Origin of the sequence: Sporosarcina sp. P32b, assembly GCF_002743335.1 — a bacterium.
Classification (GTDB): Bacteria; Bacillota; Bacilli; order Bacillales_A; family Planococcaceae; genus Sporosarcina.
The window spans coordinates 1-20,059 of record NZ_PDZB01000034.1 but is presented as its reverse complement, the minus strand read 5'-3'; the positions used below and the strand labels follow the sequence as shown (position 1 = coordinate 20,059).

The following is a 20,059-nucleotide window of genomic DNA, read 5'->3' as shown; positions in this document are numbered from 1 at the left end:
TACCGAACACGGAAGTTAAGCTCTTCAGCGCCGATGGTAGTTGGGGGTTTCCCCCTGTGAGAGTAGGACGTTGCTAGGCACGCGAAGCCATTCCCTTTGGGGAGTGGCTTTTTTGTGCTTTATTATAGTAATTGCTTTATTATAGTAATTGATTGAATGTAGGATTGGGGAACTCGTACTTCACTCACTCATGAATTTCCAATATCTACTCTATGTATGAGGGCAAGCGCTCAATCTCTAAGCTTAACCGCTCAATGAGTCTCGGCGAGCGCTCTATCACTCCATTTTTCCGCTCAATGAATCACGGCAAGCGCTCAATCTTCTCGCGTATCCGCTCAATCAATCACGGCGCCCGCTCTATGCCCACGCTTAACCGCTCAATAAGTCACGTCCACCGCTCTATCCCCCCGCAAAACACATCTAAATCACTTACCGTATTGCACTAAAAGGCCTTCGAACCAAACAGGATATTAGGTATTATTTCAATAGTCAGGTAACATATACTAAAAGAAAAGAGGCGATTCTGCATGACGACAGTTTACGATTTCACAGTGGAAACTACTAGTGGAGAAAAGAAATCTCTAAAGGAATTTGAAGGAAGTCCAATGGTCATTGTCAACACTGCGAGTAAATGCGGTTTCACAAAACAATTTAAAGAACTACAGCAACTATACGAAGAATATAAAGATCAAGGATTGGTCATACTGGGCTTCCCATCGGATAATTTCAATAACCAGGAATTTGACGATATTGATGAAACGATGAACTTCTGCCAAGTGAATTATGGCGTAACGTTCCCGATGTTTGCCAAGATAGATGTAAAAGGGGATGAAGCAGAACCTTTATTTACGTATCTAGCAGAACAGCAAAAGGGTGTATTGACGGAAGGAATCAAATGGAACTTCACGAAGTTCTTGATTGACTCAAATGGACAAGTAGTTGATCGTTTTGCACCACAGACGAATCCATTAAAGATGCAAAAGTCATTGGATAAAATATTTAGTGAGTAATAGGAATAGTCAGTCTACAATCTTCTATCTTGACACGCCCGATTGACGCTGATAACCTTTTAATAATCTGAATAGACAATAGTAATTTTAGGAGGCAGAAAGTTAATGTGGGAATCAAAGTTTTCTCGTGAAGGTCTGACGTTCGATGATGTATTATTGGTGCCGGCTGCATCTGATGTATTGCCAAAGGCTGTTTCGCTATCTGTGAACTTAACGGACAGCATTAAGTTGAATATACCTATCATGAGTGCAGGCATGGATACAGTAACGGAATCCAAGATGGCAATATCTATGGCTCGTCAAGGTGGAATCGGCGTTATTCATAAAAACATGAGTATTGAAGAACAAGCTGAGGAAGTTGTTACAGTTAAACGTTCTGAGAATGGAGTAATTAAAAACCCGTTCTTCCTTACACCGGAACATCAAGTATTTGATGCAGAGCATTTAATGGGTAAATATCGTATCTCAGGTGTCCCGATCGTTAACAATATGGAAGAGAAGAAATTGGTTGGTATTTTGACGAACCGTGACCTGAGATTCATTCAGGACTATTCCATTATCATTGATGAAGTCATGACGAAAGAAAACTTGGTGACGGCTCCTGTAGGAACTACACTGGAAGACGCAGAGAAGATGCTACAGCAATATAAAATTGAAAAGCTACCAATCGTAGATGATAAAGGTATTCTTAACGGTTTAATTACAATTAAAGATATCGAGAAAGTTATTGAGTTCCCTAACGCAGCAAAAGATAAGGCTGGACGCTTACTTGTTGGTGCGGCTGTAGGAGTCACGGTAGACACTTCTACGCGCATTGAGAAGCTTGTACAAGCAGAAGTCGACCTAATCGTCATTGATACGGCACACGGACACTCTAAGGGTGTTATCGACACAGTAAGAGAGATCCGCGGAAATTACCCGGACCTTGCGATTGTTGCAGGTAACGTAGCAACAGCAGAAGCAGCAGAAGCATTGTATGAAGCAGGTGCTGATGTAGTGAAGGTTGGTATTGGCCCTGGTTCTATTTGTACAACACGTGTAGTTGCAGGTGTTGGTGTACCACAGATCACTGCTATTTATGAGTGTGCAACTGTTGCACGTAAATACGGCAAGACGATTATTGCCGATGGTGGAATTAAATATTCTGGTGATATTGTCAAAGCGTTGGCTGCCGGTGGACATGCGGTTATGCTTGGAAGCTTGCTAGCAGGTACTACTGAGAGCCCAGGGGAGTCTGAGATCTTCCAGGGACGTCGTTTTAAGGTATACCGTGGTATGGGTTCTGTTGCTGCGATGGAAAAAGGGTCAAAAGATCGTTACTTCCAAGAAGATGAAAAGAAACTTGTACCTGAAGGCATCGAAGGCCGTATGCCATATAAAGGGCCATTGTCTGATACAATTCATCAGCTTATAGGAGGTATTCGAGCGGGTATGGGATACTGTGGTTCGAAGGATCTTGAAGCACATCGTGAAAATGCACAGTTTATTCGTATGACGGGTGCTGGTTTACTAGAAAGTCATCCACACCAAGTACAAATTACAAAAGAAGCACCGAACTATTCGGTACGTTAATTTACTAGGTAAGGGGCAGGGGGAATTTCCTCCTGCCTTTTTTGTTGTTATATGAGGAATGATAAAATACAAAGAAATATGACGGTTTCCATAGGGGAATATATGTTTTTTTGCCATAAGCATATCTGACTTGCCGGGAATATGGTACACTGATTTTTGATATTGTGACTACGGAGGTAAGATGAGTGAAAAAAGTAACACAGAGATGGTTGGCAACTTTAATGGTGCCAATGATGTTGTTTATGATGTTAGGTATGCAGGAATCTGTAGCAGCGAAGGAAAGTGATTCTTCACTGGACCTTCGTGTAAACGGAGCTATTTTGATAGATGCAGATAGTGGTAAGGTATTATACGAAGAGAATTCAGATAAGCCGCTTGGCATTGCAAGTATGACCAAAATGATGACGGAATACTTGATGTTCGAAGCCATTGACGATGGAATAATTACCTGGGATCAAGAATACAAAGTTACCGAGTATACGTATAAGGTTTCGCAGGATCGTCGTTTAAGTAATGTTCCGCTTCGTCGAGATGGATCCTATACGATTCGTGAACTTTATGAAGCAGTAGCAATTTATTCGGCAAATGCGGCGACTATAGCGATTGCCGAGTCAATTGCAGGGTCAGAAGAGGAATTTGTCCATCTAATGAATGAAAAGGCTGAAGAACTTGGATTGACAGATTATAAATTTGTCAATTCTACGGGTTTGAACAACAGTGACTTACAAGGTATGCACCCAAGTGAGTTTGGTGAGAAAGATGAAAACGTTATGCCTGCACGTTCTGTTGCTAAACTAGCCTATCATTTATTGAAAGAATATCCGGAAGTACTAGAGACAACTAAAATTGCCAAAAAGACTTTCCGTGAAGGAACAGATGATGCCATTGACATGGTAAACTGGAACTTTATGTTGCCAGGCTTAGTATATGAATATGAAGGAATCGATGGCTTGAAAACGGGTACTACGGAATTTGCAGGACATTGTTTCACGGGTACCGCAGTACGTGATGGCCGACGTGTTATTGCTGTTGTAATGAATGCAGTGGATGATAAGGGCGTTGGATCTTATGAAGCGCGTTTTGATGCAACTCGTGAGTTATTCGATTATGGCTTTAAGGAGTTTAGTGAAACAGAGTTACTTAAAGCAGGGTACCAGTTCAAGAAGCAGAAGACTCTAGATGTTATAAAAGGTAAAGAGAAAAAAGTAGCGATTGCTACAAAGAAACCTATAAGCATGTTAGTCCGCAAAGATGAAGATCAAGACTATACTACTGAACTCGTATTAGATGAGAAGTTGGTGAAAAATGGACAAGTCCAAGCGCCAATTAAAAAAGGTACGGTTGTTGGTCATGTTAAACTTGTAAAAAAAGATGGATCAGATTATGGCTTTATTGATGGGAAAATAGTTAATACGGAAGTCGTCACAACTGAAGAAGTGAAGAAAGCTGGTTGGTTCTCGTTAACTATGGGGGCAATTGGTAACTTCTTCTCTAGTGCGTGGAATAGTTCTACTGGTTTTGTAAAGGGCTTATTTAATTAACTACAAAAAGACAGCGTACCTACTCAGGTATTGCTGTCTTTTTGATGTTCCACACATCGAGTAACTTCGGGATTGCCAGTTTGATATCTTCTTCAGTTAATCCGCCAAATCCGATCAAGAATGAAGGAGGGGATTGATCGGGCATTACCTTATAGGTGTCTAGACCACGAACTTTAATTCCTGATTGAAGAGCTTCATCGATAAGTATCTTTTCCGTTCTATTGGTATGAACGTGAAGCAAGACATGCATACCCGCTTCGTCGCCTGAGAATGAAATGGTAGGTTCATACGATTTTAATAAATTCGTCAATGTATGCATTTTCCGACGATAGATTTTCCGCATACGGTTTAGGTGGCGCGAGAATTGTCCATCTGCCATGAAACGTGCCAAGATATGTTGATCAATCCGTGGTACGGAAGAAGAGTAGGGGATGAAAGCCTGTCGGTATGTATCCAATAACCTTGGCGGCAACACCATGTAGGCAATTCGCATAGATGGCATAAGTGATTTAGTAAACGTACTTAAATAAATAACATTTTCTCCTTTATCCATCCCCTGCAAGGAAGGTATAGGACGTCCGCGGTAACGGAATTCACTGTCATAGTCATCTTCAATTATAAAAAACTCAGGATTCGATGCTGCCCAGTTCAAAAGCGCGGTTCTGCGAGCGGCAGACAGTACTGTGCCAGTCGGGAACTGATGGGAAGGGGTAACGTAGGCTATGGTGGCATCGGACCGTTGTAGTGCCTTTACGTCAAGTCCTTCATGGTCGACTGCAATGGGAATCGTCTTTTTGTAGTATTCCGAAAAAACGTGCTTGGTCATTAGATAACCTGGATCTTCAATCGCATAGCGAGCCCATTCACCTAGTATTCGGATAATCAAAGGCAAAAGTTGTTCTGTACCGGAACCAACAATAATTTGTTCAGGTGTACAGTCCACTCCTCGTGAGTGGTATAAGTAGCGGGCAATTTCTTGACGCAACTCAATATCACCGTGCGGATCTCCGAGTAGTAATAAGTGCGCGTTTGTTGTATCCATTATATCTCGTGCATATTTTCTCCATATGATGAATGGGAAGTTTTCCGTATCAATTGAACTTGGTGAAAAGTCGTAATGAATAGGTTTGATTATAGGAATTTCAGCTACGGTCTCTGATTTTACAGGCTGTACATAGGCGAGTTCCTCTATTGCTTGTACGAAATAACCTTTTCGTGGTTCCGCTGCGATAAAACCTTCTGCCGTTAGTTGGTCATAAGCCATTTCAATTGTTGTCTGACTGACACCTAGAAATTCTTCCAGTTGCCGTTTGGAGGGTAGTTTCATGCCAACCGGGAACTTGCCATCAATCATGTCTTGTTTGATTTGATTATATATTTGTTGATAAAGCGGGATATCCGAATCTTTTTGAAGCTCTATAAAAATCATGTCCATAGTGACCCCTCTAATCTGACCATGCTGTTTAATGTGAAACTGGCTATTTCCATATGGTCAATTTCAATTATACTGAAAATAACAAAAAGGGGGAAATGAAATGAGTTTTAAGTATGGCGGCGTCATTATGGATGTAATCAATGCAGAGCAGGCAAAGGTGGCGGAAGCAGCCGGAGCTATTGCGGTTATGGCACTAGAGCGAGTACCTTCTGATATTCGAGCAGCAGGCGGTGTTGCACGTATGGCTGATCCACGAATTGTAGAAGAAGTGCAAAAGGCGGTATCCATTCCTGTGATGGCAAAAGCACGTATAGGGCATATTTCAGAAGCACGTGTACTGGAGGCATTGGGTGTCGATTTCATTGATGAAAGTGAAGTATTAACGCCTGCAGATGATGAGTTTCACTTATTGAAAAGCGATTTCAGCGTACCATTTGTTTGTGGGGCACGAAACCTTGGAGAAGCAGCGCGACGTTTAGGTGAAGGGGCAAAAATGCTCCGCACAAAAGGGGAGCCGGGAACAGGCAATATCGTGGAAGCCGTGCGCCACTTGCGAATGATAAATGCTCAAGTAAGTAAAGTAGTTCATATGAGCAAAGACGAGTTAATGACAGAAGCCCGCAATCTCGGTGCTCCATATGAAATTCTACTTGCTATTAAAGAAGCTGGTCGCTTACCGGTTGTGAACTATTCGGCCGGAGGTGTCGCAACACCTGCTGACGCAGCATTGATGATGGAACTTGGAGCGGATGGAGTGTTCGTTGGTTCAGGAATTTTCAAATCAGAAAATCCTGAAGCATTTGCACGTGCGATTGTACAGGCTACCGCAAACTACCAGGATTACGAGTTGATTGCTAAGCTGTCGAAAGGTATCGGCACGCCGATGAAAGGATTGGAAATTTCTCAGCTTGCCGAAAGTGAATTGATGGCGATTCGTAGCTCATAAGTTACGATTGAATTAGGAAAGTGAAGTCAGGGAGCGCTATGATCCCCATGGCCAATACAGGATTACGTCCAACCATGAGACAATTACAAAACAAATGAGTTGTCTCATGGCCATGACGAATCCAATAGTTGAGCCAACCCAATAGTGTAGGAATCAAGTTGAGTTTTTAAAGTAGATTTAGAAAGGTACCACTTTAGTAACAAGAGATATTTCCTGAGAAAGTATAATGTGTTCGTCTTTCCGTAAACTAAACAATCGAGCCATTCGAGCATGTGTTAAAGTAGTTTTATAGTCGAAGTAACCTCTAACGTTTATGATGTTTGTCATGCAAAAATGTACCGTGTCTCTTGTCAATAGTCAGAAATTGTAGTATGGTATATCTAATTTCACATACATTACGATGATAGGAAGCAGTAGCAACCATGTTTTTTTTAGAGAGCCGGCGGATGGTGGGAGCCGGTAGAAACTGGTGTGAATCCGTCCTGGAGTAGCAGAGCCGAATCAGTAGGTTTTGCCGGTCAGTTGAGCCGATATCTCAAACAAGTGGGCTGGGCAATCAGTCAATTTGGGTGGCAACGCGGGTAGTTCTCGTCCCTATTTTAGGGGATGGAGGGCTTTTTTTATTGTTTTTTATTATCAGTGATGTAAATACAAGGAGGCGGATGACGTGCTAGACAGTAAACTATTACGTGCGAATTATGAAGAAGTAAAAGCGAAACTCAGTAAACGTGGAGAAGATTTAACCGACTTTGAAAAGTTTGGCGGACTTGATGAGAAACGACGCGAAATCTTATCTAAAGTAGAAGTACTCAAAGCCGAGCGTAATGAAGTATCACAGCAAGTAGCACAAATGAAGCGTAATAAAGAAGATGCGGATGAAGTCATTGCAAAGATGAAAACAGTTGGTGAGGAAATCAAAGCATATGATCAAGAACTTTCTAAAGTGGAAGAGGAACTGAATTATGTACTTATGCGTATTCCAAACATTCCACATGATAGCGTGCCAGTAGGGGATAGTGAAGATGATAACGTAGAAGTACGTACGTGGGGGGAGATCCCAACGTTTGACTTTGAACCTAAACCACACTGGGAAATAGGGACGGATCTTCAACTACTCGATTTTGAACGAGCAGCAAAAGTAACAGGTAGTCGTTTTGTGTTTTACCGCGGACTCGGTGCACGACTTGAACGTGCATTAATCAACTTCATGCTGGATCTTCATCAAGAGGAACACGGCTATGAGGAAATGCTGCCACCATATTTAGTAAACCGTACAAGCTTGACTGGAACGGGACAACTACCGAAGTTTGAAGAAGATGCGTTTTTAATTGAAGAAGAGGACTACTTCTTGATCCCGACATCTGAAGTTCCTGTTACTAACTTCTATCGCGATGAAATCATAGAAGGATCTAAGCTGCCAATTGCATTTACAGCGTATAGTACTAACTTCCGTTCTGAAGCAGGGTCTGCAGGTCGTGATACGCGTGGATTAATTCGCCAGCACCAGTTCAATAAAGTGGAGTTGGTTCGCTTTGTGAAGCCGGAAGATTCATACGATGAGTTGGAGAAATTAACTAGCCATGCGGAAAAAGTATTGCAATTGTTGAAATTGCCGTATCGTGCTCTTAAGATGTGTACTGCAGATTTAGGTTTCACAGCTGCCAAGAAGTACGATTTGGAAGTATGGATTCCTACACAAAATGTCTATAGAGAAATTTCTTCTTGTTCTAACTTTGAAGATTTTCAGGCGCGTCGAGCACATATCCGTTTCCGCCGTGAGCCGGGTGCGAAGCCTGAGTACGTTCATACGTTGAATGGTAGTGGTTTGGCTGTTGGTCGTACAGTAGCAGCAATTTTGGAGAATTATCAGCAGGAAGATGGTTCTGTTGTCATTCCAGATGTGCTTCGACCATATATGGGTGGAAAAGAAAAGATTGAAGCACCTAAGTAAAAATGTGTACGCTATTGATCTGTTCTCCACGTAGTCAACAAGTCTGTCTTTTGAAATGCAAATACTAATTAGTGAAAAGAAGCCCTACGCTTACGAGTTCTCCTCTAGGCGTTGGGCTTCTTTTTTTGCCGCTTTTCTTTTTTCTCTCAATGATCGAAAGAAGGTAGTAAGGAGTTGTCCGCATTCTTCACCGAGGACATTTTCGGTTACGATGCATTCATGATTAAATCGGGAGTCGTTAAGTAGTTGGTAAAAGGTATGGACGCAACCTCCTTTTGGATCACGTGCGCCGTAGACGACTCGCGGAATGCGGGATTGTAGTATGGCGCCCGCGCACATAGGGCATGGTTCGAGTGTGACGTATAGTGTAGTATCTTCTAAACGCCAACTTCCAACCTTCTCACAAGCTATTTGGATGGCAGATAACTCTGCGTGTGTGACTGCATTTTGAGTGGTTTCACGCAGATTATGTGCAGCGGCAATTACTTCTTCGTTATGTACAATGACTGCACCAATCGGTACTTCAGCTAAAGCAGCAGCTTTTTCTGCTTCTTCTATTGCCAGTCTCATGTAGTATTCATCATTTTTCATCAATTCATCCCTCCTTATCAACAGTCTATCATGCGAAACATCAAAATCAATTAGTGAAATGTTCCACGTGAAACAGACAAGAGGAAAACAATAAAACACCTCAATAAAAGTCGCATTCTATATGGTCGTCTATGATAAAATGGAAAGGTAATGAATTGAAAGGGTGAGTGGTACATGTTTGTCCCGTTTATTGCGGTAGAAGGTCCGATTGGTGTAGGGAAGACTACGCTCACGGCAGCGATTGCTGAGACCTTTTCATATAATCAATTAAGAGAAATTAGTGGAGAGAATCCTTTTCTCGATCAGTTTTATCAAGATAAAGAAAAATGGAGCTTCCAGACGGAAATGTTTTTCTTATGTAATCGCTATGAACAATTGAAGCAAATCAATAGAGAATACATATCGCGAGGGTTACCTGTCGTGGCGGATTATCATGTATTCAAAAATATGCTATTTGCCCAACGCACATTAGAGCCAAAAGACTTTGTGAAATATAAAGAAATCTATCATATTTTGACGAAAGATCTTCCTATGCCAAATGTCATTATTTCATTGTCGGCATCCATTCCTACATTGCTTAATCGAATCGACGAGCGTGGTCGGTCGTATGAAGCGGATATGGACCCCAATTATTTACTGCAGCTTTCGGAGGATTACCGTGCCTATTTACCGGAGTTCGAAGCGACTCACCCCGACATCCAAGTTATCCATATAAACGGGGATGAAGTGGACTATGTGCGCAATAAAGAAGATATGGATGCAATACTAAATAAAGTGTATGAAGCGGTCCAGAAAGGTTTGAAGCTAAATGAAATCACCTAATATATCAAAAAATAGTGTGTTTGCGGTAGCGGGAATGGTAGGGGTAGGCAAGTCGACAATGGCACATGCGATTGCCAAAAGACTGGGCTTTCAAGAGTCCTTGGAAAACGTCGCAGAAAACCCATACTTAGAGAGGTTCTATGATGACTTCCAACGTTGGAGCTTCCATTTACAAATCTTCTTTTTGGCAGAACGTTTTAAAGAGCAAAAGCATATATTCGAAAGCGGTGGCGGTTTTGTACAAGATCGTTCCATCTACGAAGACGTAGGGATCTTCGCTAAAATGCACGCTGATGAAGGAACTATGGAAGCGGTCGACTTTGAAACCTATATGAATCTATATGATGCAATGGTTATGACGCCGTATTTTCCACACCCAAGTGCTCTCATATATTTGGAAGGACCATTACCTGTCATTCTCGATCGTATTGAAGAGCGTGGCAGGGATATGGAGCTACAAACGCCAAGAGGTTATTGGGAAGAGATGTATCGTCGCTACGAACAGTGGATTAATTCATTTACTGCATGCCCGGTCATTCGACTAAACATCGAAGAATATGATCTGTTAGAAAATGAAGAGGATATTGAGTTGATTATCGGAAGAATTGCTGAAGAAATGAAAAAATCGACACCCCGTGTATAAGGGATGTCGATTGTATTAATGAACAGCCACTTCTGTAAAGAATTCTTGATATAGCTCCCGTAGGACAACGTTTTCATCCTTTTCTTGGATACCGAATACTAAACTGACCTCTGAAGATCCTTGGTTAATCATTTCGATATTTGCACCTGTTCGTGCAATAGCAGATGCCGCGCGTGCTGCCAATCCTCTTGCGTGTCGCATGCCTTCACCTACGAGTACTACCATGGAATAATCACGCTGGAAATGTACATCGTCGGGACATAACTCCTGTTCAATGCGCTTAACGATACGTTCTTCTTTTTCAGGTGTTAAATGTTCATCGCGAATAATGACAGACAAGTTATCAATACCAGACGGTGTATGTTCAAATGGAATTTCTTCTTCTTCTAGAATTTGTAGTAAGTGACGTCCGAAACCGATTTCTAAGTTCATCAAGTATTTAGCTACGAAGAGTGTAGAGAATCCCTTATCGGCAGCAATTCCGACAACGGATTGAAGATTATGGTCGCGATCCCGGACAATCATTGTGCCGGGTGCACTTGGATTATTTGTGTTCTTGATACAGACAGGAATCTTGTGACGGAATGCAGGTACCAGCGCTTCTTCGTGAAACACAGAAAATCCTGCGTATGCAAGCTCACGCATTTCCCTGTATGTCATCGAATCAATTGCACGTGGGTTTTCAATAACGGTGGGATTCGCCGCGAAAACGGAGTCCACATCGGTAAAGTTTTCATAAAGTTCTGCATTTGTCGCTGCTGCTAGAAGGGCGCCTGTAATATCGGAGCCGCCACGGTTGAACGTACGCAATGTTCCGTCTTCTGTATAGCCAAAAAATCCTGGAAATACGATGATACCTTCTTTATCACGTAGTTTACAGAGCTTTTCATTGCCTTCTGGAAGAGCACGTACTCGTTCTGGACGATGGTTAACAAGTAATCCACCTTCACGAGGATTTACGTATTCTGCTTCGACGCCAATATGTCGGAAGTAAGCCGCAATCATTTTTGCATTATTGTCTTCACCGGCGGCTTTCAAGCTGTCTACGTACAGAATTTCGTCTGACTGATCTTTATTCAGGCGTCTAATGACATCTTGCTCGATTACTTGTGCAATATCTTCATCTAGGCCTAGACCTTCGGCAATTTCTTTGTAACGCTCCACAACCATTTGCAGTGCGTCTGTTGTGTCTTTACCAGCAAGTGAAGTATTTGCCAAATCAATGAGCAAGTCGGTTACTTTAATGTCAGACGAAGAGCGTTTACCAGGTGCAGAAACTACAACAATTTTTCTCGATGGGTCGGATACGACAATGTCGACCACTTTACGGATTTGTTCCGCGGATGCGACGGATGTTCCGCCAAATTTACAAACTTTCATTGAGTACCAGATCCTATCTTTTTGAGATTATCTATCTATATTTAGAAGATTCGTGAAAACAGGTTGTTATTAAAGGCAGAATTCTCTATAATTGTCCTTATACGAAGAACGATTGTTTTTTCATAGTGTACATATAGTTAGGAGAATCGTCAAATGAAAAATGAGAAAAATGAGATTAATATCGGCTTGCTAGGTTATGGAGTAGTCGGAAGCGGTGTGGCAACAATTCTGCACAATCACCAGGATGACCTTCGACATAAGCTTGGTGTTCCTGTATCCATCAAGAAAGTCCTTGTTAAAAACTTGGATAAGAAACGTAATGGCGTGATACCTAAAGAAATGTTCACTACATCACTTGATGAAGTGTTAAACGACCCTGAAATTGACTTGATCATTGAAGTGACAGGAGGTTCTTCTGAAGCGATACGTCGTTCACTCGAAGCAGGTAAGGGTGTTGTCACTGCGAATAAGGATGTCATGGCGGAATCTGGACCTGAATTATTAAAATTAGCAGATGAAAATAAATGCGACCTATTATATGAAGCGAGTGTGGGTGGCGGTATTCCGTTGATCCGCACATTGGAAGATGGATTAGCATCAGACCGGATCACTGCATTGACAGGAATCGTCAACGGAACGACTAATTTCATTTTAACAAAGATGAAGCATGAAAATAAGACTTATGAAGACGCATTAGCGGAAGCGACGGAATTAGGCTTTGCTGAAGCAGATCCTTCTGCTGACGTAGACGGTATTGATGCGGCGCGTAAGATGGTTATTCTTGCGTCCCTATCTTTTTCCACAGAAGTGCATCTTGACGATGTATTTGTTCGTGGTATGAAAGAGATTGCAGACGGTGATCTTCAGCTTGCGGAGCAATTCGGTTACACGATTAAAATGACAGGTTCTGCGAAAAAAGATGAAGAAGGAATTGAAGTGGCCGTTGAGCCGGTCTTTGTTCATAACTCCCATCCGCTGGCCACAGTTAATAATGAATTCAACGCAGTGTATGTTTACAGTGATTCAGTAGGTGAAACAATGTTCTACGGACCTGGGGCTGGCTCATTGCCCACAGCAACTTCTGTAACAGGTGATGTAGTGGCAGCTTGCCGTAATATCTTGCTAGGTGTGAATGGTAAGAGAATGCATGCACCACAATTTGAGCGTAAAGTAAAAACAGATGAACAGAAGTATGCTCGCTACTTCCACCGTATTACTGTACGTGATGAAGTAGGCGTGTTGACAGAATTGACGTCCATTTATAGCCACCACAAAGCAAGTCTAGCGACAGTCGTCCAAGATTCTGATTTGCATGATGAAGGTGCGGATTTGATCTTTATTACACATAAAATTTCTCGTCAACAGCATTTAGACATTTTAGCAGACCTAAAAGATACACCAGCGGTCATTGACATTTCTAGTCATTATCGTGTGGAAGGAGAATAAGGGATTATGAGAAGATGGAATGGATTGATCGAAGAATATAAAGAGTGGTTACCGGTGACAGAGAATACCCCTGCATTAACACTGCAAGAAGGAAACACACCGTTAATCTATCTTGAGAACTTATCAAAGCAATGGGGAATCAATCTGTATGTGAAAACAGAAGGAACGAATCCAACTGGTTCTTTTAAAGACCGTGGAATGGTGATGGCGGTTGCAAAGGCGAAAGAAGAAGGAAAGACGGCTTTGATCTGCGCTTCAACGGGTAATACATCTGCTGCAGCCGCAGCTTATGGTGCACGTGCGGGCATGCGTACAATCGTCGTTATTCCTGAAGGTCGTATTGCACTTGGTAAACTGGCACAAGCAAAAATGTATGGAGCGGAAATCGTAGCTATCGAAGGAAACTTTGATGAAGCACTCCGTATGGTACGTGAACTAGGCGAAGGTAAAATTGCGTTGGTAAACTCTGTGAACCCTTATCGTTTGGAAGGGCAAAAGACGGTAGCATTTGAGACAATTGAACAACTCGGCAAAGTACCAGATATCTTCGCTTTACCTGTTGGAAATGCAGGTAATATATCCGCGGCATGGAAAGGTTTCAAAGAATACGCAGAGAAAAAAGGTACGGATACACCGAAATTACTAGGAGTTCAAGCAGATGGTGCAGCACCAATCGTCTATGATCGTGTATTCGAAGAGCCTGAAACGGTAGCAACAGCAATCCGTATCGGAAACCCTGCAAGTTGGCATTTAGCGACTCAAGCCCTTGAAGAATCAGGTGGGGACATCTTGTCCGCTACTGATGAAGAAATCCTTGAAGCATATCAATTGCTAGCTGCAACAGATGGTATCTTTGCAGAACCTGCATCTTGTGCAACCATTGCAGGCATCAAGAAACGCCTTGATGCGGGATTGATTGAAAAAGGAACGACGATTGTCGGTATCCTAACAGGTAATGGATTGAAGGATCCTGAAACTGCAATCAACGTCAATGCACACAAGCCTATGATGACAAATGAACAGTTCGATAACTTCTTGAAGGAATTGAAAGAGGGGAACAACTAATGACAGAAGCCGGTTTTTCAGTGACCGTGCCAGCCACGACGGCTAATCTCGGACCCGGCTTCGATCATTTAGGTCTTGCCCTTTCACTAAACATGACGATAGAAGTTGCGCCAGCTAGTGCGTGGTATGTTTTGTATCAAGATAAAGAATATGCTGCATTGCCGACGGACGAAACAAATTTGATCGTACAGACCATTCAGCAAGTAGCATCGCGGTATGATCAAGTCATTTCTTCACAAAAGTTAGTGGTGCATTCTGATATACCTTTAGGAAAAGGTCTGGGTAGCAGTGCTACGGCAATAGCTGCAGGTATTGAAATCGCAAGTGAACTAGCGGATTTGCAACTATCACCAAAAGACAAGCTGAGAATCGGTAGCGAACTAGAAGGACATGCCGATAACGTCACGGCTGCGTTGATTGGTGGGATGACAGTGTCGTACTTCACTGAAGATGAGATGGAAGTACTAACATTTCCAGCACCCCCGATCGGTGTTGTCATCTTAGTGCCGCCAGTTGCTTTAAAGACCGAAGCTTCACGTGGATTGTTACCAGAGCAACTAACGCATAAAGTAGCGGTACGTGGGAGTGCTGCGGGCAGTGTTATGACTGCCGCTATTGCGCAATCGGATTGGGTGACGGCGGGACGTATGATGGAACGGGATGTATATCATGAACCCTATCGAAAGGTTGGATTCCCTAACTTCGATGAAATACGTTTAGCTTGTAAGGAAGCGGGAGCGTACGGCATGACAATTAGCGGAGCAGGACCGTCCCTTTTTGTAGCTGTGCCACCAGGAACAGAGCAACAAGTGGCGGCTTCATTAGAACAAAGCTTTCCACATTATCAAGCACTTGCCCTGCAACCAGCAGAGACCGGCGCATGTATCACAAAATAAAAAACAGCGTCAGGACTGATTCAGTCACTGGCGCTGTTTTTCGTAATGTATGTATTTCTACTTCTATTTAGATTTTAAGGCAATAAAAAAACGTTACATCGAGTAACGTATGCTGTCAAAAGTATGGCGGAGGAAGAGGGATTCGAACCCCCGCGGGCTTTAACACCCCTGTCGGTTTTCAAGACCGATCCCTTCAGCCGGGCTTGGGTATTCCTCCGTATCAGACAAATAATATCTTACCACATCATATTTATAGCGTCAACTATTCTTTTTCACTTTTTTCTCTGCGGCGATAAATGAAGCGCCAACAATAGAAACTCATCAATGCGACGGTCTGTATTAGAGCGGCATACATAAAGTTAAAAACTGAACTAGAGAAAAAATATCGTTAGGCCGAGCAAGACAGCGGGCAAAACAATGGCTGTATACACTCGAACTTCGATATTACGGAAACTGAGCTTATAACGTTTAGTTGGATCCATACTATTCACCTCGCTCATTTAAATTAGTATACTACCCAACTCTGTGCGAATAGAATGGTTTATTAACTGTTTACGTAATAGGATGTTAAAACACATTCTGATGAATACAAGGTTTACCGTTGCAATCATTATTAACTATGGGTATAATAAGAAATGCCGTGCTAGGTGGGGAATTAGCGGTGCCCTGTAACTTGCAATCCGCTCTAGCAAGACTGAACTCCTTTTCTGAGGCTGTCCGCATGTAGGGTCTGCCTCTTGCACGTAGTGTTGACGTCTGGGTCCTGCGCAATGGGAACCCATGAATCATGTCAGGTCCGGAAGGAAGCAGCATTAAGTGGACTCTCTCATGTGCCGCGGGGTAGCCTAGACCGAGCCAACGACAAGAGTAACGCTTATGTGCGGCAGTCGAAGATAGGTGCACGGCATTAATTCAATAATTCACTCGTCCATTTTACTATGGGCGAGTTTTTTATGTCCCTTAAATAGTGTATACTTCAAGATAGTACGTATAGCTGAAAGGGAGCGATTTACATTGACTGAGAAAAAAATGAATGTTGAAAGTTTTAACTTAGATCATACGAAAGTGAAAGCACCTTATATCCGATTAGCGGGAACTACAGAAGGAAAGAATGGCGACAAGATTTTGAAATATGATATTCGTTTTTGCCAGCCGAATTCGGACCATATGGATATGCCAGCACTTCATTCACTAGAACATATGATGGCAGAATTCAGCCGTAACCATTCAGATCAAATCGTCGATATCAGTCCAATGGGTTGTCAGACAGGTTATTATCTAGCTGTCATCAATCATGAAGACTATAATGACATTCTATCTATAGTGGAGAAAACATTAAACGATGTACTGCTAGCAACAGAAGTACCGGCATGTAATGAAGTCCAGTGTGGCTGGGCAGCAAGCCATAGCCTTGAAGGTGCGAAAGAAATTGCACGCACAATGCTTAATAAGAAAGACGAGTGGACAGAAGTATTTGCGTAAAATATCCAAGCGGTACACGGTGAAAAAATCGTGTTTCATGTTATGATAGAAGTATTATGCAATCGGAGAAAAAGGGGGAAACGCAGTTGATTTATCAAGCACTATACCGCGCTTACAGACCGCAGGCTTTTGGTGAAATGTCAGGTCAGCAGGCGATCAAGCAAACTCTGCAAAATACCCTTCTCCATCAGAAGACGACGCATGCGTATCTATTCTCGGGACCTCGTGGAACAGGAAAAACGAGTGCGGCGAAGATTTTTGCAAAGGCACTAAATTGTGAAAATGGTCCAGCAGCAGAACCGTGTAATAAATGCGAGACGTGTAAAAGTATCACAGAGGGATCTAACACCGATGTCACTGAATTTGATGCGGCTTCTAATTCGCGCGTAGAAGAAATTCGCGACATTATTGAACGTGTGCATGTGGCACCTTCCAATGCACGATTTAAAGTCTATATTATTGATGAAGTGCATATGCTGTCCAATTCAGCTTTCAACGCATTGCTGAAGACGCTAGAAGAACCCCCAGCTCACGTCGTATTTATTCTGGCGACTACGGAACCTCATAAGCTGCCGCTCACTATCATTTCCAGATGCCAGCGATTTGATTTCAAACCGATTACGGCACCTGAAATTATTGAGCGAATGGAAAAGGTTATTGGAGATATCGGGGTTACTGCAGAGACTGGTGCTTTGCGCGCAATTGCACAAGCTGCAACAGGTGGAATGCGAGATGCGCTTAGTATGCTCGATCAGGCCGTATCGTTCAGTGGAGATGAGTTGACAACAAGTGACGCGCTGCTGGTGACTGGAGCTATTGGTGAAGAGATCTTCTATCAGCTAGCACAATCAATTCAAGCGAAAGACGCGGGATCCGCATTGTCTTTATTGCACGAGCTGATTGCTGAAGGGAAAGATGTAGGTAGACTCGCCGAAGACATGATTACATTTTTCCGTGATATATTACTGCTTGGAACAGCGCCTGAATTGACAGATCTACTGGAACTGATTTCAGACGGAGATAAATTTCAAGAGCTTGCCCAAGAGTTTCACTCGGATGAATTGTACCGGTACATCGATATTCTTTCAAAAACACAGCAAGAAATGCGTTTTTCTAATCACGGGAAAGTCTATATTGAATCCGCTTTGTTGAAAATGATTCATTCCGGCGAGCAACGACAAGTGTCTAACTCCGCAGCTGATCCTGAAATGGCTCAGAAGTTTGCCGTGTTAGAACAGACTGTTAGACAACTACAGCAACAACTAGCAGCAGGAGCTGTACAGCAATCCGCTGAGCCACAAGCGCCGGCAAAAAGGGCTGCTTCAACTGCTTCCAGATCTGCCAAAGTGCCAACAGGTAAAATTGTAGAAGTATTAAAAGGCGCAACGAAGTCCGATATTCAAGTGATTCGTGAGCAATGGGCGGGTATGATGCAAAGTATGCAACGCTCTCATGCCGCTTTATTGGAAGAGACGGAGCCTGTAGCAGCATCAGAGACGGCTTTTGTGCTAAAATTCAAATATGAAATTCATTGCTTGATGGCTTCTGAAAATGCTACATTACAAGCAGGCTTATCGGATGCACTACTGCGACTGACAGGTAAAGGTTATGAAGTAGTCTACGTGGCAGAGGAAAGCTGGTTGCAAGTTCGTGCCGATTTCATACAAAAGAGTGGATTGGCCAGTCAGAAAAGCAAGGAAAACCCTCAACAGTTAGACGAGGAACAACCAACGTCAGCATTTATGGAAGAAGCATCGATTGAAGATGCTGATCCACTTGTAACTGAAGCGGAGAAGATGTTCGGAAAAGATTTTATTACAATAGAAGAGTAATTTACTAAGGAGGAATTATTTATGCGTGGAGCAGGGAATATGCAAGGTATGATGAAGCAAATGCAAAAGATGCAAAAGAAGATGGCAGAGGCACAAGAGAACCTAGGTAGCGAGAGAATGGAAGGTACAGCTGGTGGCGGCATGGTAAAGGTAATTGTGTCAGGCCATAAAGAAGTACTTGAAGTAATTATCGATCCCGAAGCGGTAGATCCCGAAGACGTAGAGATCCTACAAGACTTGATCGTTATCGCTACAAATGATGCGCTTGCAAAAGCGGAAGAAATTACGAACTCCACAATGGGCCAATTTACAAAAGGAATGAACTTGCCCGGGATGTTCTAGGAGGTTGTATAATGCATTATCCTGAACCTATATCAAAATTAATGGATAGTTTTATGAAATTGCCAGGCATCGGCCCCAAAACTGCGGGTCGTCTGGCGTTTTTTGTATTAAGTATGAAAGAAGACACGGTGCTAGATTTTGCTAAAGCTTTAGTCGATGCGAAACGTAATCTTCAGTTCTGTTCGGTTTGTGGTCATATAACAGACATCGATCCATGCTATATCTGTCAAGATCAATCGCGTGATCGCACAACAATCTGTGTCGTGCAGGATCCGAAAGACGTGATTGCTATGGAGAAGATGCGTGACTATCGCGGGTTGTATCATGTATTGCAAGGTGCGATATCGCCAATGGACGGTATTGGACCGGAAGATATTAACGTTCCTTCATTACTAACAAGACTCCAGGAAGACGAAGTGCAAGAATTGATTCTTGCAACGAACCCTACTATAGAAGGAGAAGCGACAGCCATGTACATTTCAAGGCTTGTTAAACCATCTGGAATCACGACAACACGTATCGCTCACGGCTTACCTGTCGGTGGAGATCTAGAATATGCAGACGAAGTTACGTTGTCTAGAGCATTAGAAGGTCGTCGAGAACTATAGAAAAGAATTGGAAGATAGAGAACGAGTGGACTAAACCTATCCAGAGACGCATATAGATAAGTATCTATGAGATAGAAAGGGCGTTTTCTGTGAGGATTTTAGTCATAGCTATATTAGGAGTCGTATCATTATTGCTGTTGAGTATGAGCCGAACCACTCTCGAAAAAAACATGGAACGCTTATCGGTATTCTGGTTTAGATTAGCTTTTGCGTTCTTTATTCTCTTTCTAATGAACATTGCCGGCGGATTTATTGGCATCTATGTACCTGTTAACATTGCATCTGGCATGATCTTAGCGATACTAGGGGTCCCTGGATTCGCGGCGCTATGCGGTTTCGCCATTCTTTTTTAAAAGAATGGTGAAAAAGCTTGCATTCTCATAAAAGCGGTGGTATATTTATAAGCGTCGCATCAAGCAGTTGCGAAAACATCAAACTTAACAAGAAAAACTTTTTAAGTAAAAGTGTTGACAACTAAACGATGAGATGTTAATATT

Annotated in this window: 18 protein-coding genes, 1 tRNA gene, 1 rRNA gene, 1 other RNA gene and 1 other annotated feature; of the genes, 17 read left to right on the top strand and 4 right to left on the bottom strand. The window is 42.6% G+C overall.

The annotated features are described in order from the left end of the window. The 4 genes from rrf to CSV64_RS15545 form a co-directional block, all read left to right on the top strand. A 5S ribosomal RNA gene (gene rrf, locus CSV64_RS17140) occupies positions 1-79 on the top strand; the annotation flags it as partial. Between the two features lie 448 nt (positions 80-527). Further along, on the top strand, positions 528-1,010 hold the full coding sequence (locus CSV64_RS15555; protein ID WP_099635487.1) for a glutathione peroxidase: 483 nt from the start codon (positions 528-530) through the stop codon (positions 1,008-1,010). Between the two features lie 105 nt (positions 1,011-1,115). Beyond that, positions 1,116-2,582, top strand: coding sequence for an IMP dehydrogenase (guaB, locus tag CSV64_RS15550; protein ID WP_099635486.1), 1,467 nt, complete (start codon positions 1,116-1,118; stop codon positions 2,580-2,582). 185 nt (positions 2,583-2,767) lie between these two features. Next, positions 2,768-4,123, top strand: coding sequence for a D-alanyl-D-alanine carboxypeptidase family protein (locus CSV64_RS15545; protein WP_099635485.1), 1,356 nt, complete (start codon positions 2,768-2,770; stop codon positions 4,121-4,123). Positions 4,124-4,142: 19 nt separating this feature from the next. Here the strand turns inward: CSV64_RS15545 and pdxR are convergent, their stop codons facing one another. Further along, positions 4,143-5,558, bottom strand: a complete 1,416-nt coding sequence (gene pdxR, locus CSV64_RS15540; RefSeq protein ID WP_099635484.1) for a MocR-like pyridoxine biosynthesis transcription factor PdxR — start codon at positions 5,556-5,558, stop codon at positions 4,143-4,145. 100 nt (positions 5,559-5,658) lie between these two features. Here pdxR and pdxS point away from each other — a divergent pair, with 100 nt between their 5' ends. Beyond that, positions 5,659-6,504 (top strand): pyridoxal 5'-phosphate synthase lyase subunit PdxS, encoded by an 846-nt coding sequence (gene pdxS / locus CSV64_RS15535; RefSeq protein ID WP_099635483.1) that lies wholly within the window; start codon positions 5,659-5,661, stop codon positions 6,502-6,504. A gap of 391 nt (positions 6,505-6,895) precedes the next feature. Then, positions 6,896-7,103, top strand: a binding site (T-box leader). Between the two features lie 68 nt (positions 7,104-7,171). Next, positions 7,172-8,455, top strand: a complete 1,284-nt coding sequence (serS, locus tag CSV64_RS15530) for a serine--tRNA ligase (protein WP_099635482.1) — start codon at positions 7,172-7,174, stop codon at positions 8,453-8,455. Between the two features lie 90 nt (positions 8,456-8,545). Here serS and tadA read toward each other — a convergent pair whose 3' ends face one another. Continuing rightward, complete coding sequence (tadA, locus tag CSV64_RS15525; protein ID WP_099635481.1) at positions 8,546-9,046, bottom strand: tRNA adenosine(34) deaminase TadA; 501 nt, start codon at positions 9,044-9,046, stop codon at positions 8,546-8,548. Between the two features lie 174 nt (positions 9,047-9,220). On the opposite strand from tadA, the gene CSV64_RS15520 reads away from it, so the two are divergent. Then, positions 9,221-9,868, top strand: coding sequence for a deoxynucleoside kinase (locus tag CSV64_RS15520; protein ID WP_099635480.1), 648 nt, complete (start codon positions 9,221-9,223; stop codon positions 9,866-9,868). Beyond that, on the top strand, positions 9,855-10,511 hold the full coding sequence (locus CSV64_RS15515) for a deoxynucleoside kinase (protein WP_099635479.1): 657 nt from the start codon (positions 9,855-9,857) through the stop codon (positions 10,509-10,511). Before CSV64_RS15520 ends, CSV64_RS15515 begins: the two co-directional genes overlap by 14 nt. Before the next feature lie 15 nt (positions 10,512-10,526). Here CSV64_RS15515 and CSV64_RS15510 read toward each other — a convergent pair whose 3' ends face one another. Then, positions 10,527-11,891: an aspartate kinase gene (locus tag CSV64_RS15510; RefSeq protein WP_099635478.1), complete on the bottom strand. Its 1,365-nt coding sequence runs from the start codon at positions 11,889-11,891 to the stop codon at positions 10,527-10,529. Between the two features lie 153 nt (positions 11,892-12,044). Here CSV64_RS15510 and CSV64_RS15505 point away from each other — a divergent pair, with 153 nt between their 5' ends. The 3 genes from CSV64_RS15505 to thrB are packed head-to-tail and all read left to right on the top strand — an operon-like array spanning position 12,045 to position 15,298. After that, a complete protein-coding gene (locus CSV64_RS15505; RefSeq protein ID WP_099635477.1) occupies positions 12,045-13,337 on the top strand; it encodes a homoserine dehydrogenase in 1,293 nt (430 codons plus the stop codon). A gap of 6 nt (positions 13,338-13,343) precedes the next feature. Beyond that, on the top strand, positions 13,344-14,402 hold the full coding sequence (gene thrC, locus CSV64_RS15500; protein ID WP_099635476.1) for a threonine synthase: 1,059 nt from the start codon (positions 13,344-13,346) through the stop codon (positions 14,400-14,402). After that, a complete protein-coding gene (gene thrB / locus CSV64_RS15495) occupies positions 14,402-15,298 on the top strand; it encodes a homoserine kinase (protein WP_099635475.1) in 897 nt (298 codons plus the stop codon). The genes thrC and thrB overlap by 1 nt, the downstream gene beginning before the upstream one ends. A gap of 124 nt (positions 15,299-15,422) precedes the next feature. On the opposite strand, the gene CSV64_RS15490 is transcribed toward thrB, so the two are convergent. Further along, positions 15,423-15,515: transfer RNA gene (locus CSV64_RS15490), tRNA-Ser, on the bottom strand. Positions 15,516-15,936: 421 nt separating this feature from the next. Here CSV64_RS15490 and ffs point away from each other — a divergent pair. The 6 genes from ffs (at position 15,937) to CSV64_RS15460 (ending at position 19,915) form a co-directional block, all read left to right on the top strand. Continuing rightward, an RNA gene (gene ffs, locus CSV64_RS15485) (signal recognition particle sRNA large type) lies at positions 15,937-16,203 on the top strand. Positions 16,204-16,312: 109 nt separating this feature from the next. Continuing rightward, complete coding sequence (locus CSV64_RS15480; RefSeq protein ID WP_099635474.1) at positions 16,313-16,780, top strand: S-ribosylhomocysteine lyase; 468 nt, start codon at positions 16,313-16,315, stop codon at positions 16,778-16,780. Between the two features lie 86 nt (positions 16,781-16,866). Beyond that, the gene (gene dnaX, locus CSV64_RS15475; RefSeq protein WP_099635473.1) at positions 16,867-18,612 is read left to right on the top strand and encodes a DNA polymerase III subunit gamma/tau; all 1,746 of its coding nucleotides are present in this window, start codon (positions 16,867-16,869) and stop codon (positions 18,610-18,612) included. A gap of 21 nt (positions 18,613-18,633) precedes the next feature. Further along, on the top strand, positions 18,634-18,954 hold the full coding sequence (locus tag CSV64_RS15470; RefSeq protein WP_099635472.1) for a YbaB/EbfC family nucleoid-associated protein: 321 nt from the start codon (positions 18,634-18,636) through the stop codon (positions 18,952-18,954). 11 nt (positions 18,955-18,965) lie between these two features. Next, the gene (gene recR / locus CSV64_RS15465) at positions 18,966-19,562 is read left to right on the top strand and encodes a recombination mediator RecR (RefSeq protein WP_099632605.1); all 597 of its coding nucleotides are present in this window, start codon (positions 18,966-18,968) and stop codon (positions 19,560-19,562) included. A gap of 89 nt (positions 19,563-19,651) precedes the next feature. Continuing rightward, positions 19,652-19,915: a pro-sigmaK processing inhibitor BofA family protein gene (locus tag CSV64_RS15460; protein ID WP_233190512.1), complete on the top strand. Its 264-nt coding sequence runs from the start codon at positions 19,652-19,654 to the stop codon at positions 19,913-19,915. Positions 19,916-20,059 lie beyond the last annotated feature (144 nt).